General features: G+C 64.1%; 13 protein-coding genes. 7 read left to right on the forward strand and 6 right to left on the reverse strand.

Going from position 1 to position 14,703, the window contains the following annotated elements:
- Positions 1 to 18: 18 nt before the first annotated feature.
- The 4 genes from XH96_RS34670 to XH96_RS34685 all read right to left on the reverse strand — a co-directional run bounded on the left by XH96_RS34670 (position 19) and on the right by XH96_RS34685 (position 3,108).
- Positions 19 to 438 carry a DUF1801 domain-containing protein gene (locus XH96_RS34670; RefSeq protein WP_194389818.1) on the reverse strand — a complete coding sequence of 140 codons (420 nt, stop codon included), beginning with the start codon at positions 436 to 438 and terminating at the stop codon, positions 19 to 21.
- 42 nt (positions 439 to 480) lie between these two features.
- The gene (locus tag XH96_RS34675) at positions 481 to 2,247 is read right to left on the reverse strand and encodes an adenylate/guanylate cyclase domain-containing protein (RefSeq protein ID WP_194389819.1); all 1,767 of its coding nucleotides are present in this window, start codon (positions 2,245 to 2,247) and stop codon (positions 481 to 483) included.
- Positions 2,248 to 2,333: 86 nt separating this feature from the next.
- Positions 2,334 to 2,606 carry a DUF2312 domain-containing protein gene (locus XH96_RS34680; RefSeq protein WP_008546273.1) on the reverse strand — a complete coding sequence of 91 codons (273 nt, stop codon included), beginning with the start codon at positions 2,604 to 2,606 and terminating at the stop codon, positions 2,334 to 2,336.
- Between the two features lie 196 nt (positions 2,607 to 2,802).
- A complete protein-coding gene (locus tag XH96_RS34685; protein WP_194389820.1) occupies positions 2,803 to 3,108 on the reverse strand; it encodes a DUF1244 domain-containing protein in 306 nt (101 codons plus the stop codon).
- Between the two features lie 168 nt (positions 3,109 to 3,276).
- Here XH96_RS34685 and XH96_RS34690 point away from each other — a divergent pair, with 168 nt between their 5' ends.
- Both XH96_RS34690 and pyk read left to right on the forward strand, forming a co-directional pair.
- Complete coding sequence (locus tag XH96_RS34690) at positions 3,277 to 3,870, forward strand: DUF1036 domain-containing protein (protein WP_194389821.1); 594 nt, start codon at positions 3,277 to 3,279, stop codon at positions 3,868 to 3,870.
- Positions 3,867 to 5,303: a pyruvate kinase gene (pyk, locus tag XH96_RS34695; protein ID WP_194389822.1), complete on the forward strand. Its 1,437-nt coding sequence runs from the start codon at positions 3,867 to 3,869 to the stop codon at positions 5,301 to 5,303. Before XH96_RS34690 ends, pyk begins: the two co-directional genes overlap by 4 nt.
- Positions 5,304 to 5,456: 153 nt before the next feature.
- Here pyk and XH96_RS34700 read toward each other — a convergent pair whose 3' ends face one another.
- Positions 5,457 to 6,137: a TetR/AcrR family transcriptional regulator gene (locus XH96_RS34700; protein ID WP_028180633.1), complete on the reverse strand. Its 681-nt coding sequence runs from the start codon at positions 6,135 to 6,137 to the stop codon at positions 5,457 to 5,459.
- Positions 6,138 to 6,671: 534 nt separating this feature from the next.
- Here XH96_RS34700 and XH96_RS34705 point away from each other — a divergent pair.
- Positions 6,672 to 7,337, forward strand: a complete 666-nt coding sequence (locus XH96_RS34705) for a hypothetical protein (protein WP_194389823.1) — start codon at positions 6,672 to 6,674, stop codon at positions 7,335 to 7,337.
- Between the two features lie 392 nt (positions 7,338 to 7,729).
- Positions 7,730 to 9,223: a hypothetical protein gene (locus XH96_RS34710; protein WP_194389824.1), complete on the forward strand. Its 1,494-nt coding sequence runs from the start codon at positions 7,730 to 7,732 to the stop codon at positions 9,221 to 9,223.
- 275 nt (positions 9,224 to 9,498) lie between these two features.
- Here XH96_RS34710 and XH96_RS34715 read toward each other — a convergent pair whose 3' ends face one another.
- Positions 9,499 to 9,663: a Flp family type IVb pilin gene (locus XH96_RS34715; protein WP_027545569.1), complete on the reverse strand. Its 165-nt coding sequence runs from the start codon at positions 9,661 to 9,663 to the stop codon at positions 9,499 to 9,501.
- Positions 9,664 to 10,052: 389 nt separating this feature from the next.
- Between XH96_RS34715 and XH96_RS34720 the strand changes: the two genes are divergently transcribed.
- From XH96_RS34720 to XH96_RS34730, 3 genes are all read left to right on the forward strand, one after another.
- A complete protein-coding gene (locus tag XH96_RS34720) occupies positions 10,053 to 11,564 on the forward strand; it encodes a hypothetical protein (RefSeq protein ID WP_194389825.1) in 1,512 nt (503 codons plus the stop codon).
- Positions 11,561 to 12,835: a glycosyltransferase family 87 protein gene (locus XH96_RS34725; protein WP_246789880.1), complete on the forward strand. Its 1,275-nt coding sequence runs from the start codon at positions 11,561 to 11,563 to the stop codon at positions 12,833 to 12,835. The genes XH96_RS34720 and XH96_RS34725 overlap by 4 nt, the downstream gene beginning before the upstream one ends.
- Positions 12,836 to 12,947: 112 nt before the next feature.
- Positions 12,948 to 14,510: a hypothetical protein gene (locus tag XH96_RS34730; protein WP_194389826.1), complete on the forward strand. Its 1,563-nt coding sequence runs from the start codon at positions 12,948 to 12,950 to the stop codon at positions 14,508 to 14,510.
- The last annotated feature ends 193 nt before the right edge of the window (positions 14,511 to 14,703 follow it).

Consider the following 14,703-nt stretch of genomic DNA (forward strand, 5'->3'; position numbering starts at 1 on the left):
TTCGCCAGGACGACGGCGCTATTTTCTCGCCCGCCGATCCAGATGATAGGTCAGCGCCAGCGACAAGCAGACGGCGAGCTCCCGCTTCGGCAATTTGCCCGTCACCGGCAGCAGCAACGCCCTGGTCTGCCGATACTCGAACTGATCCGGAAAGCGCTCGCGAAAGGTGTCGATCAGCGTCGTCTTGCAGTTGAAGAGAATAGCGGCGTGATCGCAGTCCTTCAGGCGGCCGAGCCTGATCGTCGAGCCGCTGCCGGTCTCTTCGGTCAGATAGGCGGGCTCGCCCCATTTCAGGGTTTCGCTGAGCCGGCCGATCTTCTCATGCGCCGCGGCGGTCGCGAAGATCAGATCGCGCACCTGAAGGAGCCGCTTGCGCATCGGCGCCGGAAAGGCGTCGAAGGCTCGGCTCACCTCGCGCGGCAATATCGGCTCGGTCACAGTTTCACTCTCGATGGAGAGGCAATCGGTCTCCGCGCCAAGTCAAGCCGGCAGGCCTGCCCGGAGAAGGCCTGCCTCATAGCGCTGACGATCGACCTGATGCTTGTAATGCTGGGTAGCGAGATGATTGGCCACCGAAAATGCCGGCTCACGCTTGAGAACTTCGGCCGCGTGCGCGCCAGCCGCCACTGCATTGCCCATCTGCGCGAAGATCCCGGCAAGGAACGCATGATGGGTGTGATCGGGGCGTGAGATCCTCGAGAAGGCTTCGGCGGCTTCGGCGTATTTCTCCGCACAATAATAGGCGCGCCCGAGATGGCTCCAGAAGCGCTCTGGATGATAGGGGTTGAGGCGCATCGCTTTCCTGATCCAGTCGATGCCTTCCTCCGGCAAGCCCAGCCAGGTCAGGAGCTCCCCCTGTTGCACGACCACCAGGTCGTAATTCGGGTTGAGGGCGAGCGCGCGCTCCTGATGATAGGTGGCCTTCTCGTAATCGTGACGCGTCAGATTGAGTGCGGCGAGTATGCGGTGCACGTCCGCGTCATTGTCATCGAGCGCCAGCGCGATCTCGAGTTCCGAAGCCACCTGCTCGAAGGTCGCCTCGCGGTCGGCGCACCAGCCATAGATCCAGCACTGCCCGAGCACGCATGCCATCCAGGCATGAGCGTGGGCATAGTTCGGATCCATCGCCAGCGCGCGGTTGAGCAGCGTCTGCGCCTGGGCGTTGTCGTCGCGGTTTGACCGGTGATGCAGGAGCTTCGCAGCCAGCACACATTCGTAAGCGGGCATGTTGTCGGTCGGCTTGCGCTTGGTGCGGTCGTGCGCTGCGGCTTCTACCCGGCCGGGCAAAGTCGCCACGATCGCGCGGGTCATCTCGTCCTGGATGGCGAAGATGTCCCGGAGCTCGCGATCGTAGCGTTCGGCCCAGATATGGCGATCCGTCTCTGCATCGATCAGCTGCACGGTGACGCGGACGCGCTCCCCGGCCTTTCTCACGCTGCCCTCGATGACGTAGTCAACTCCGAACTCACGGCCGATGTCCTGAACCTTTACGGCCTTGCCCTTGTAGACGAACGTCGAGTTGCGGGAGATGACAAGCAGGTCGTGAAAGCGTGAAAGCTCGGTGATGATGTCCTCGGTGAGACCGTCCGCGAAGAACTCCTGCTCCGGATCGCCACTCATATTGGCGAATGGCAGCACGGCGATGGACGGCTTCTTCGAGCCACCCGGTGGCGTCAGTGCAGTGTTCGACCCGTCGGGCAGGGTTGCCGGCCCCTCGGCCAGCCGAATGCGGAAGACGCGGATCGGGCGAGCGATGTTCTTGACGCTCTGTTCACCGAGATCATCGAACTGAACCCCGTCCAGCCGGTCGCCGACCTGATCGCGCACCGCGCCGGAAACGCAGATTCCTCCAGGCTCGGCCAGCGCCTCCAGCCGCGCCGCGACGTTGACGCCATCGCCGAAAATGTCGCTCTGATCGACGATGACATCGCCCAGATTGATGCCGATGCGGAATTGGATCCACCGTGGCGGCGGGACGTCGGCATTGCGTCGCGCCATCCGGCGCTGGACCTCGGCGGCACAGAGCACGGCATCGACGACGCTGTGGAATTCGGCCAGCATGCCGTCGCCGGTCGTCTTGATGATACGGCCGCGGTTCTTGGCAATGGCTGGATCGATCAGTTCGACCCGATGGGTCTTGAGGCGCGCGAGAGTGCCGGCCTCGTCGACCTCCATGAGCCGGCTAAAACCGACCATGTCGGCGGCGAGGACCGCGGCGAGCCTGCGCTCTGGTCCCGGCACATCCATCGCTCGGTCTCTTCACCGAGCACTCTAGCAGACGCAGAGGTTCCGCCCAAGCGTGTTGCGCGGCAACACCCCGGCGAAGATGCGCCTCAGATCATCCCCAGCGCCTGCATGTAGGTCTCGAGAATGGTCTCGGCCTCGGCGCGCTCGTTGGGGTCCTGCTTGCGCAGGCGCACGATGGTGCGCAGCGCCTTGACGTCGTAGCCGTTACCCTTGCTTTCGGCATAGACGTCGCGGATGTCGTCGGAGATCGCCTTCTTCTCTTCCTCCAGCCGCTCGATGCGCTCGATGATGGACTTGAGCTGGTCCTTGGCAAATTTCGTCGCGGGCTCGTCGTCGCGGACGGCGGCGGAGGTGGCCATCTTGTACTCCCAATGGAACTGGCAAAACGAGGTGACGCCGGCATCCCTCACCGCGCGTGCTGGGTAGACCCTTAGGGTTGGGGCCAGCTGCATTCAAGCAAGCATCGCGCTCGTCCACAGCGCGCCCACACCTTCCTGCGCCGAGGCGAAGAAAGCTGTTGTCCGGGTGCGACTCGGGCGATGGAGGTCGGGCCGTTCAATGCCCGTGGGGATGGACCTTCTTCATCGTCTCGAGCTGCTCGGGCGTGGCCGTGCCCTGGTACTTCGCCTTCCAGGTCTCGTAGGGCATGCCGTAGACGGCCTCCCGGCTCTCGTCCTTGCTCAAGGGCACGCCCTGGGCGTCCGCGGCGTCCTTGAGCCAGTTGGACAGGCAGTTGCGGCAGAAGCCCGCCAGATTCATCAGATCGATGTTCTGGACGTCCGTCCGCGTCTTCAAATGGTCGACCAGGCGCCGGAAAGCCGCCGCCTCGAGCTCCGTTCTGGTTTTGTCGTCGATTGCCATGGCTGTATTCCTTAAGGGCCCGTCCCGATGGCGGTCACCCTTACGGGATCAGGTGGGTCCTGTCACAGATTTTGCCATATCCCGGCGCAAACGGGCCAAAGCCCGGCTTCGGGGCTTGCCCCCGGCCCAACGCCAAATCGTCAATGATCTGGTATAGCTTCCGCGACAATGATTGCCGAATCTCCCCGCTTCCCGCTTCGCCTGCTTGCCCGGTTGGTCCCGGTGCTGGTCGTCGCCCTGCTGTGCCTTTGCGCCAGCCCGGCCTCCGCCGATTTCCGCCTCTGCAACAACACTTCGAGCCGGGTCGGGATCGCGCTCGGCTACAAGGATGCCGAGGGCTGGACCACCGAGGGCTGGTGGAACATCTCGTCGCGCTCTTGTGAGACGCTGCTCCGGGGCACGCTGGTCGCCCGCTACTACTACATCTACGCCATCGACTATGACCGCGGCGGCGAATGGTCGGGCCAGGCCTTCATGTGCTCGCGCGACAAGGAGTTCACCATCCGCGGCACCGAGGATTGCCTCGCGCGCGGCTATGACCGGACCGGCTATTTCGAGGTCGACACCGGTGAGCAGCGGGCCTGGACGGTGCAACTGACCGACGCCAACGAACAGCCGGCGCAGCAACGCGTACCTGGCCTGCCCGGCCCGGTTGGCCCGGGCGGCGTTCCGGGTTTGCCCAATGGCCCGCCCGGTGGTACGCCCCCCGCCGCGCCTGGCCTCCCGCCAGCGCCCTCGTCCCCGCCTGGAAATAAGCCATGAGGCGTCTTCGCCGTATCAAGATTCTCGCGACCCTGGGACCGGCTTCTTCAGACCTCGCGATGATCCGCCGCCTGTTCGAGGCCGGCGCCGACCTGTTCCGCATCAACATGAGCCATACCTCGCATGACAAGATGCGGGAGCTGGTGGCGACGATCCGCAACGTCGAGAGCAGCTATGGCCGGCCGATCGGCATCCTGGTGGACCTCCAGGGCCCCAAGCTCCGGCTCGGCGCCTTTGCCGAAGGCGCGGTCCAGCTCCAGAACGGGCAGACCTTCACGCTGGATTCCGACAAGGCGCCGGGCGATGCCACGCGCGTCCATCTCCCGCATCCGGAGATCCTGGCTGCGTTGCGGCCGGGCCATGCGCTGCTGCTCGACGACGGCAAGGTGCGGCTGATCGCGGAGGAGACCTCGAAAGAGCACGCGGTGACGCGTGTCGTCGTCGGCGGCAGGATGAGCGACCGCAAGGGCGTCAGCCTGCCCGACACCGACCTTCCGGTCTCGGCGATGACGCCGAAGGACCGCGCCGACCTCGAGGCGGCCCTCGTCACCGGCGTCGACTGGATCGCGCTATCGTTCGTGCAGCGCGCCGACGACGTCATCGAGGCCAAGAAGATGATCCGCGGCCGCGCCGCCGTGATGGCCAAGATCGAGAAGCCGCAGGCGATCGATCGCCTCGCCGACATCATCGAGGCCTCCGACGCGCTGATGGTGGCGCGTGGCGATCTCGGCGTCGAACTGCCGCTCGAGCGCGTGCCGAGCCTGCAGAAGCAGATGACGCGGATGGCGCGCCGCGCCGGCAAGCCGGTGGTGATCGCGACCCAAATGCTGGAATCGATGATCCAGTCGCCGGTGCCGACCCGCGCCGAGGTCTCCGACGTCGCCACGGCCGTCTACGAGGGCGCCGACGCCATCATGCTGTCGGCGGAATCGGCGGCCGGCAAATTCCCGGTCGAGGCGGTCTCGACCATGAACCGCATCGGCGAGGAGGTCGAGCGCGACCCGACCTACCGGTCGGTGATCATGGCCCAGCGTCCCGCCCCTGAATCCACCGCGGGCGATGCCATCGCGGACGCCGCCCGGCAGATCGCCGAGACGCTCGACCTGCCCGCCCTGATCTGCTGGACCAGTTCGGGCTCGACCGCGGTGCGCGTGGCCCGCGAGCGGCCGAAGCCGCCGATCGTGGCGATCACGCCGAACATCACCACCGGCCGCCGGCTCGCCGTGGCCTGGGGCGTGCATTGCGTGGTGGCGGAAGACGCGCGCGACCAGGACGACATGGTGAGCCGCGCCGGCCAGATCGCGTTCCGGGACGGCTTCGTCCGCGCCGGCCAGCGCGTGATCATCGTCGCCGGCGTCCCGCTCGGCATCCCCGGCACCACCAACATGGTGCGCATCGCCTCGGTCGGCCCCGAGGGCGACGCCAACATGTGAGGCCCGCCGGGGCGGCCAAACAAAAAGTCGAAAAACAACCCCATGCACAGTAGCCGGCCAGAACCGGCCGGCTTGCTGGGATGTCGCGAAAAAGCATGCGCGGGCAATGACCTGAATGCGATGAGGTCGACACCTCGCGCGCAGCGCGATTTTTCAAGCCCCGACCAGCGCCTTCGTCGTCGGCAGCAGCGTCTGCTGCACCACGAGGCCGCGGGCGCGGGCGTCCATGACGCCGACCGCACGCAGCGCCAGCAGCGTCACGGTCTGCACCGCATCGCGCATCTTGACGGGATCATCGAGATTGTCGGGGGCGAGCGGCCCGACCAGGGCCTCGTGCAGCGCGCCGAGCAATGCGGTGGCGGCGAGCGCTGTATCCTGAGCCGGCAGGTGACCGGCGCGCACGGCGGCATCGATTCGCGCGGCGATTTCGCCCGCGATCTCGCGCCGGCTGGCGAGGCGCGAAGCACTGACATCGACATCGACAGGCTCGGCCAGGATGCCCCAGGCCAGCCTGCGCTGCGACAGGGTATGGACCGCCACGGTGGTCACGGCCGCCGCCAGCGCCGAGGACGGCCCCGGCGCGGCATCGGCTGCCCTCCGGATCGCCGCGAGCTCGTCGCGGGAGACCTCGGCAATGAGCTCGGAGATCAAGTCGGCCTTGGAGGGGAAGTAGCGGTAGACCGTGCCGGCCGCGACATTGGCCCGGACCGCGACGGGCGCGATTTGCACCGCCGCCATTCCGCCTTCCGCGGCCGCGTCCCGCGCCGCCGCCAGAATCGCGCTGCGCCGCGCCGCAAGGCGCTTCACCACTTGATGCGTCCGCCGATAAACCATGGCGCGCTTCCTGTCCCACACGCCGGCCACACGCCCCTGCGGCCAAACGCTTCGTCACGTCAAAAGATGCAAATCGCCCCGCAAGGACTGAACAACTATTCAGGATGAATGACAAGATGGGAAATGCGTGAAGCGTCATTGCGAGCGAACGGAGGCGTCAAGCCTGCATCGACGGCATTTTGTCGAGGCCGCCGTCCAAACGCTGGGAGTTTGTCCAGAGCAGCGCGGGATCAGCATCGCACTTGGCCGGTCCGTTCGACGTGCAACAAACCCATCGCTCGGCCCGAACGAGTATTCTTCGAGGGCTTGGACCGCCACGATTTGAGTTCAGTGGTCGCTGTTCCGCCTGTGATTGCGCTGCGATCATAAACTTATAGGTTCTTTTATCCTGCTCACAGCCGGACGTTGACCTCAGTCGCGCGCAGTGTGCTGATGGCGTCGACCCTCACTGCCGGGCAATTTCGAAAGTTCGATCGAGATCGGCGCTGTCGATCTGCGGTGTGGGGGGTCTCATGGAAGAACGGAGCGTGCGACATGAATCGGCTCCTGGGCCTGTCCGCCTGCATTATTCTTTTATCTCTCGAGGTGGCGCACGCATTTGGCCAAGCCGCTTGCGAGCGTGCTGATCCAGTTAGACTGCAGTTTAACGGGACTGAGTATCGTATTCCCGCTGCGCTCCAGCCAGATTATTCGCCACTAGAAGCGCTGCCCACTCGGGATTATTTTCCGAACGGCGTCCGCGCCAAACAATATTGTCAACATTCGCAGGACCCGCCTGCGGTCGTTGATCGCATTGCCTTTCCACCCAAGCAACTTTCTGCCTGGGCGAGCCAGGATGCCAGCCGCGCAGAGCTCGTGGGCATTTTCCCTCTGGGCATATACAGATCGTCTCGCTCGATTAATCCTGTTGCAGAAGGTGGCCAACCAACGCCCGACGGCCTCTTTCGAAAAATTACTCGAGGCCAACAGGTTGAGATCACTTCGACAGAGCCGATCTTCTTCGGCTCGATCATCAGTGCAGGATGCAGTCCCGCCGCAACCCAGCAACCAAGCGCACGGTGCACGATCTGGGGACGGCTGCCCGACGGCTCGGCGGTTAGCCTAGGCGTACTCGACTCCGAGAAGCCGATGAGTGTCTGGCCGCGCATGTTGCAGCAGGTCGAGGCGTTCATTTCGTCCATGACCGTTGGCGGCCGATAGAACAAAGGGGCTAAATATGTTTACCTATAGTGGGGATCAACTCTCCCAAATTCAGGCGCTTATGACGGCGGGGAATTTTCCAGCGGCCTACCGGCTCGCTGCCAGTTTCGCGGATGGCGGCGAAGGAGTGTCTCAGGCATCGATACAATGGATGCGGGGGGCCGCAGATATAAATGAGAACGTCGGAAATGCTGCGGCCTTTGTGCGGCAGTTTACTAGCGGTAAGATGCGGATGCGAGCGCGGCGCAGCTCCGAGCTGCACGTAAGCAGATGGTAAACGCATCCTTGCACGGCCTGACATGGAAAACCGGTGCGGTTTACCCCAACTTAAAGGCGATCGTGCTCAGGTCCTGATGCGCCGTTGCGCGCGGTCGCCCACCCCCGAGACTCCAATGTCGATTTCCGTCATCAGCAGCGTTCCGGTCCGCGGCGTCGCGCGCTGGCTTTTGCCGGTCTGCATCGGCGTCGGCGTGTACCTGTTCTTCCTGGGCATCGGCGACATCATGCTGCGGGATTCGGATACGCTGTGGCAGATCAAGATCGGGCAGTGGATCCTCGAACACCGTGCGATGCCCTACACCGACATCTATTCGTTCACGCGCGCCGGCGAGGCGTGGATCTCGAGCTCCTGGCTGTCGCAGGTCCTGTTCGCACTGGTCTACGAGCCATCGAACTGGTCGGGCGTGGTCATCCTGACATCGCTCGCGATCGGCGCGACCGCGGCGATCTTCGTTTACCTGCTCGAGCCCTATCTGGAGCCGGCACGCGCTTTCGTGCTCGTCACCCCGCTCCTCTTCATGTCGATGGGCCATTTTCTCGCGCGCCCGCACATGCTGGCGCTGCCCGTCATGGTGGCCTTCGTCGGCGGGCTGCTGGCGGCCGCCGATCGGCGTAGCGCGCCGTCCTGGCTGTTGCTGCCCCTGATGGCGCTGTGGGCCAATCTTCACGGCGGCTTCGTCATGGGCCTCGCCCTGATCGGAGCCATCGGCCTCGATGCGATCGCGTCCTGCGATCGCAAGGACCGATTTGCACTGGCGGCGCGCTGGGCCGTGTTCGGCCTTGCCGCGCTCGCCGCAAGCTGCTGCACGCCCTATGGCTGGAACACGCTCCTGGCGTCGACCAAGATCCTCAGCCTCGGCAAGCTGCTCTCGCTGATCTGGGAGTGGATGCCGGCCGACTTCAGCTCGCTCGACCTGTTTGGCGCCAGCCTGCTCGGCTTGATCGCCATCGGCTATTACAGCGGGGTGGTGCTGTCATGGACCCGCATATTCCTGCTGCTCGGGCTGATCTGGGCGGCACTCAACCACGTCAGAAACATCGAGGCCTTCGCGCTGTTGACGCCCCTCGTGCTGGCCAAACCGTTCGCCGAACATTTCGGAGTGACGAGAGCGCTCGCGCTGAAGGGAAGCGAGGCGCGCCCCTCCTTTGCCCTGACCGCAATCGCGGCGCTGGCCATCGTCGCGGCCGGCTGGAGCATCACGCGGTCCTATGCCACGCCGAGCCGGTATGCGTTCATCGGCAATCAATCGCCAGCGGCCGCGGTCGACATACTCGAAAAACGGCACGCGCAACGGATCTTCAGCACCGCTCCGATCGGCGGCTATCTGATCACCCGCAACATCAAGAGCTTCATCGATGGCCGCGCCGAGCTGTATGGCGAGCAGTTCGTGCTCGACTATTTCGATGCCGTCGAAGGCAAGAACGTGGACACCCTGCTGCGCCTGCTCGAGACCTACCGGATCGACGCGACGCTGCTGAACACCACCGTTCCCGCCGCCAGAATCATGGACCATCTGCCGGGATGGAAGCGGCTCTATGCGGATGATATCGCCGTGGTTCACGTCCGCGACGACGCGCCGGTGCGGTCGCCCTCCGCGTCACGCTGATTGCCGAACGGGACCGTCAGCCTTCGCGCGTTGCGCAAACGAACAGACGGGTGCGGAACCGTTCGCTACGGCCATCCTTTGCGAAGCCTGCGGCCGGCTCTCAGGTCGCTTTTGCGGCGAAATGTCCGGCTCACGAAATGTCCGGTTCACAATGAGGCGCTGGCGAAGCTGCGTCCAGGATCATGCTCGCTAAAGCCATCCGGCTGCAGGCGCCTCGTACGAAAAAGAGCCCCGCCAGGGACGGGGCTCTCGAAAATTCGCAGCTCGTCCTGGCCTTACTTGAGGCTGGTCGAGATCGAGGTGAACTTGGTGTTCAGCGTGGTGCCGAGATTGTTGACGACGGTGATGATCGCCAGCGCGATGCCGGCAGCGATCAGGCCGTATTCAATGGCGGTGGCGCCGGATTCATCCTTCACGAAACGCGCAACGAGGTTCTTCATAGAGTGCTCCAAATGGGTACACGAGGCTTACAACTGATCTGGTCTTTCCGGCTTCCCAGCGCCGCCCGACCATGGAACCGAACGTAGAGGCAAAGAATTGCGCCGCAGTTAATCCGACTACGTAAACATCGGATGGTTTGCGAGTATTCGCCGATGGTAAATCGAAATCCAAAACAACCAGTTAAATTGTCGGGACACGGCCCGGCGCGGCCGATTTACCCGAAGTTATGACCGCCATGGTCCAATGCCGCCCGCTCGGACTGAAGCGCGATGAGATGACCCGTTCATCGCGCTTCAGGTGATTGTTTGAGCGTGATCTCCTCGGAATACCGCTACGTACTTTCCGGATCATGCCCGACCCGACGAGAACAACAGGACGACGAGGCGGCATGTCCCTTTCCCTTGCCAACAGTATCGCGGTTCAGAGCCGCGCGCGGGCTCTGGTGCCCTTGTGCGTCGGTGCCGGCGCATACCTGTTCTTCCTCTATCTCGGCGACACGCTGCTTCAGGATTCCGACTCGTTCTGGCAGATCAAGATCGGGCAATGGATCCTCGATCACGGCGCCGTGCCGTACACCGACTTCTACTCTTTCACGCGCACCGGCGAAGCCTGGATCTCGACGTCGTGGCTGTCGCAGGTCTTGTTCGCCTTCTCCTACACGCACTGGGGCTGGGCGGGCCCCGTCATCATCACCGCGATCGGTGTCGCGCTCACCGCCGCGATCTTCGTCCATTTTCTCGACGCGCAGATCGAGGCACCGCGCGCGGTGCTGTTCGCGATGCTGGCGCTGCTGCTGTCGATGCATCACGTGCTCGCCCGTCCGCATATTCTGGCGCTGCCCGTCATGGTGGCGTGGGTCGGCTTGCTGATGGCCGCTGCCGACCGCAAGAGCGCGCCGTCCTGGACCTGGCTCCCCCTGATGGCGCTCTGGGCGAACCTGCACGGCGGCTTCGTGCTGGGCCTCGCGCTGATCGGTCCGATCTCGCTCGAGGCGGTCGAGCATGCCGAGAAGGGGCGGCGGCTTGCCCTGTTCATGCGCTGGGTGCTGTTCGGAATCGGTGCGTTGATCGCGAGCTGCTGCACACCCTACGGCTGGCGGACACTGCAAGGCGCGACCAACATCCTCAGCCTCGGCGAGCTGCTGTCGCTGATCTTCGAATGGATGCCGGCGAACTTCGCCACGTTCACCTCGTTCGAAGGCGCCCTGCTCGGCCTGATCGCGTTCGGCTATTATCGGGGCCTCGTGCTGTCGGCGCCCCGGATCTTCCTGATCCTGTTCCTGACCTGGAGCGCGCTGACCCATGTCAGAAGCATCGAGGCATTTGCGTTCCTGGTGCCGCTGGTGCTGGCAAAGCCGCTCGGCCAGATGTTCCCGCGCCCGGCGCCCGACGCCGCAGATGCCGACCGCTGGCCGGCCCGCCATGTCACTACGCTCGGCGCGCTGATGATCGTGGCGGCAAGCTGGACCTCGACATCGCTCTATCTGGGACACCACCGCTTCACCTTCACGATGACGCAGACGCCGGTGGCGGCGGTCGATCTGCTCGAGCAACGCAAGGTGCGGCGCATCTTCAACGCCTACCAGTTCGGCGGCTATCTGATCTCGCGCGACATCCCTGTCTTCGTCGACGGCCGCGCCGAGCTCTATGGCGAGAAATTCGTCGTGGACTTCTTCAAGGCGACGGAGGGCAAGAAGCCCGAATTGCTGCCGCGCTTGTTGGATGAGTACAGGATCGACGCGACGCTCCTGGTCGCTGACGCGCCGGGCCCGCAGATCCTCGACCAGCTCAAGGGCTGGAAGCGGATCTATGCGGACGATATTGCGGTGATCCATGTGCGGGACGACGGGCAGGCCGGCGTGGCGCCGGGAGCGGAGATCCCGAAGGATGTTCGCAAATGAGCATGTCCCTTCAACCGCCGATATCCGCTCCGGCGCGTCGCCGGATCGAAATCCCCCTGATGTTCCTGCCGGCCTTGTCGATCGCTGCGCTGTTCGGCTGGGGCATCCTGATCTCGACCTTCGTCCATCCCGGACGGATCGGACTGAACCACATCGCCCCCGGCACTGACTGGATGGTGTTCTACGGCGCCATCAGATCGATCCTTGCCGGCAAGCTCGCGCTGGTCCTCGATGCCGAGGCATTCACCGCGCATCTCAACCAGTCGTTCGCATCGTGGCTCACGGTGCCCCTGGCGTTCCGCCCGTGGTTCTATCCGCCCAGCTTTCTCGTTCTGCTGCTGCCGTTCGCTCCGCTCGGTTTTGCCGGCTCCTATGTTGCATTCCAGGCTGCAACCGCAGGCCTCTTGGCTTGGGCGCTTCGCAACCGCGCCGAGCAGCCGCAACTGACGCCCTACATCATCGCTGCCGTGCTGGTCTCGCCATCCGCATCGCTCAATCTGGCCGACGGACAATGCGCGTTTCTCGTCGCCGCACTGCTGGTGGCGGGCGTCAGGCTACTCGGACCGCGGCCGCTCCTTGGCGGCGCCATCCTCGGACTCCTGAGCTTCAAGCCGCAATTCTTTCTGCTCGTTCCGTTCGCGCTGCTGGGTCTGCGCCAATATCGCGGCCTGTGTGCGGCGGCATGCTCGGCATTCGCACTGGCGCTCGCAAGCGTCATGATCTTTGGCATCGAGCTGTGGATTCGGTGGATACCACAGGCGTTCAACAATCTGGTCAGCCCTGATGAGAAATGGCTGGCCTATGGCCGCATCTGGGGTCACAGCGTGTGGGCCTGCGCGGTACTGCTGGGCGTGCCGGAGCGGATCGCCTCGATCCTGCAATTGGGCGCGATCGTATCGAGCGCGGCAGCAACCTTCGTGGCGTTTCGCTTCTCGCTGAACAGCGACAGCAAGTTGATCGTGTTGCTTGCGGCAACCGTGCTGGCGGCCCCACATTCGGGCCCCTATGATGCGACGCTGCTGGCGGTCGCCATCGTGCTGTGGCTCGCCGCATCGATCGATGCGCCGCGCCTTCTCGACTGGCTGATCGGACTCGGCATCTGGATGGTCCCGCTGCTCAGCCCTGCGGTTTATGTACCTGCGGGACGTCTATCACCGCTCCTCACCATCGCTCTCATCGGCCTCGCGTTCGGAAGGGTGCATAGCCAGGCGAAGTCTCGCGAGTCGGGAATTCCGCCGCTGTCTTCAACTCGATCGACCGCTCGCGATTAGGCCCGCGGCCGGGACTCCGTGCAGGCGGCCGGATCCGGGCGGCGGCCGGTCCTTGCAGACGTGACGCAGACAAGACCTCGCATACCGCGCTCAGACCCAACGATCCCACGACATGGTTTCTTCCAACAGGCCGACCTTGACCATTCCGGATCGTCTCCACTCGGACCGATCCCTGGCGATTGGCGTTCTTGCAGTGCTGGCGGCCGTCTCGTTTCTTCCGGTGCTGCTGACCCCGATCCCCGCGATGGTCGATTATCCCAATCACCTCGCCCGCATGTACATTCTGAGCCAGAACGGCACCTCCAACACCAATCCGCACTACGAGGTGGTGTGGGCGTTCTATCCCAATCTCGGGATGGATCTGCTGGTCCCGCAGATGGCGCGGCTGATGAGCGTCGAGAACGCCACACGGCTGTTTCTGCTGCTGAGCCAATTGCTGGTCGTCGGGGGCGCGCTGCTGCTCGAATGGACCCGAAAGGGACGGATTCACCTTGCCGGCTTCGCCGCGCTCGCTTTCCTCTACTGCCTGCCGTTCAGCTGGGGTTTCGTGAATTTCGAGTTCGGACTGGGCCTCGCGCTCTGGGGCATCGCCGTCTATCTGATGCTGGCAGAACGCCCATGGCAGCTGCGTTTCGCCGCCAACCTGGTCTTCGTCGCTGCGCTGTTCGTGGCGCACTTCTTTTCACTCGGCATCTACGGCGCGACGCTTGGTCTCTACGAGCTCTGGCGCTTCCGCCATCAGCGAATTGCGTACCCGGTCGCCGCTGCGCGGCTCGTCGCTCTGGCCCTGCCGGCGCTGGCGCTGTTCGTGGTCATGCATCTGACTGCCGGCTCGATCGGAGGGGAAGGTTCGAGCTGGTTCCTCGGGTTCAAGCCGATTTGGCCGCTCCGCATCATGAACGGCTACAATTTGACGGCAGCGGCGGCGACCGGGCTGACGCTCGCGATCTTGCTGTACTTCGCCACAAGGCGCGGCATCCTCAAGCTCGAGCCAGCCGGGATCTGGCTCGCGATCGGCCTTGCGCTGCTGTACCTGGTCATTCCTTCGAGACTGTTCGGAACCTCGTTCGCCGACCTCCGCATCATTCCCGCCGCGGCCCTGATCCTGCCCGCCTTCTGCTCGCTGTCGCTGCCCGGCCGAGCGTGGAAAATGGCTGCGCTCGCCGCGATCAGCTGCATCATATTGATCAATCTCACCGTCGTCCTCGCGGTGTGGCTGCCTTACCGTACCGAGTATGCGGCCATCATCGAGTCGTTCCGCAAGCTTGATCGCGGCTCGCGCGTCCTGGTTGGCAGCACCGGCGACAATGGAGATCCGCCCTTCGCCGACCTCACCTCGTATCCGATGTACTATGCGCCGACACTGGCCGTGCACTATGCCGACGCGTTCGTGATCAATCTCTTCACGGAAACCGGCAAGCAACCCGTACGGACACGCGAGGCCGTGCGCCGTCTTGCGCTGTCCGACGGAGGAATAGTGCCGTCAGGGCTGCTTGTTGCGATTGCGGCAGGCCAGCCGCCGGCGAACGCCCCGCCCCTCGTCCGCACGTGGTACCGGGACTACGACTATCTCTATTTGGTTGGGCCGCCTGCCGCGAATCCGCTGCCGGATCTGCTCCAGCTGTTGGACAGTTCGGATCGATTTGTTCTCTATAGGATCCGTCGCCGGTCCTGAAGCGCGATGAGATCGGGATGGATCGTCCTCGTGCGTTCGGCACAACGTGGACAATCAGGCACCATCCAGCTGCTCCGCCCTTTCGTCTCCGGGTAGTTTAAGCCCGCGACATGGGCCCCGGAGCAATAGATCCTTAATCGTTGCGACAATGCGACCTTAACCACCGGCGCGCTAGAGTCCCGCTCCTGAAACA

The sequence above is a fragment of the Bradyrhizobium sp. CCBAU 51765 genome (assembly GCF_015291725.1).
GTDB classification, from domain to species: Bacteria; Pseudomonadota; Alphaproteobacteria; order Rhizobiales; family Xanthobacteraceae; genus Bradyrhizobium; species Bradyrhizobium liaoningense.

Coding starts and splice junctions, on each gene's coding strand:
- pyk (WP_194389822.1), top strand. CDS start 3,867: ATGAGGCGTCTTCGCCGTATCAAGATTCTCGCGACCCTGGGACCGGCT.
- XH96_RS34705 (WP_194389823.1), top strand. CDS start 6,672: ATGAATCGGCTCCTGGGCCTGTCCGCCTGCATTATTCTTTTATCTCTC.
- XH96_RS34700 (WP_028180633.1), bottom strand. CDS start 6,137: ATGGTTTATCGGCGGACGCATCAAGTGGTGAAGCGCCTTGCGGCGCGG.
- XH96_RS34680 (WP_008546273.1), bottom strand. CDS start 2,606: ATGGCCACCTCCGCCGCCGTCCGCGACGACGAGCCCGCGACGAAATTT.
- XH96_RS34710 (WP_194389824.1), top strand. CDS start 7,730: ATGTCGATTTCCGTCATCAGCAGCGTTCCGGTCCGCGGCGTCGCGCGC.
- XH96_RS34690 (WP_194389821.1), top strand. CDS start 3,277: ATGATTGCCGAATCTCCCCGCTTCCCGCTTCGCCTGCTTGCCCGGTTG.
- XH96_RS34675 (WP_194389819.1), bottom strand. CDS start 2,247: ATGGATGTGCCGGGACCAGAGCGCAGGCTCGCCGCGGTCCTCGCCGCC.
- XH96_RS34685 (WP_194389820.1), bottom strand. CDS start 3,108: ATGGCAATCGACGACAAAACCAGAACGGAGCTCGAGGCGGCGGCTTTC.
- XH96_RS34720 (WP_194389825.1), top strand. CDS start 10,053: ATGTCCCTTTCCCTTGCCAACAGTATCGCGGTTCAGAGCCGCGCGCGG.
- XH96_RS34725 (WP_246789880.1), top strand. CDS start 11,561: ATGAGCATGTCCCTTCAACCGCCGATATCCGCTCCGGCGCGTCGCCGG.
- XH96_RS34715 (WP_027545569.1), bottom strand. CDS start 9,663: ATGAAGAACCTCGTTGCGCGTTTCGTGAAGGATGAATCCGGCGCCACC.
- XH96_RS34730 (WP_194389826.1), top strand. CDS start 12,948: ATGGTTTCTTCCAACAGGCCGACCTTGACCATTCCGGATCGTCTCCAC.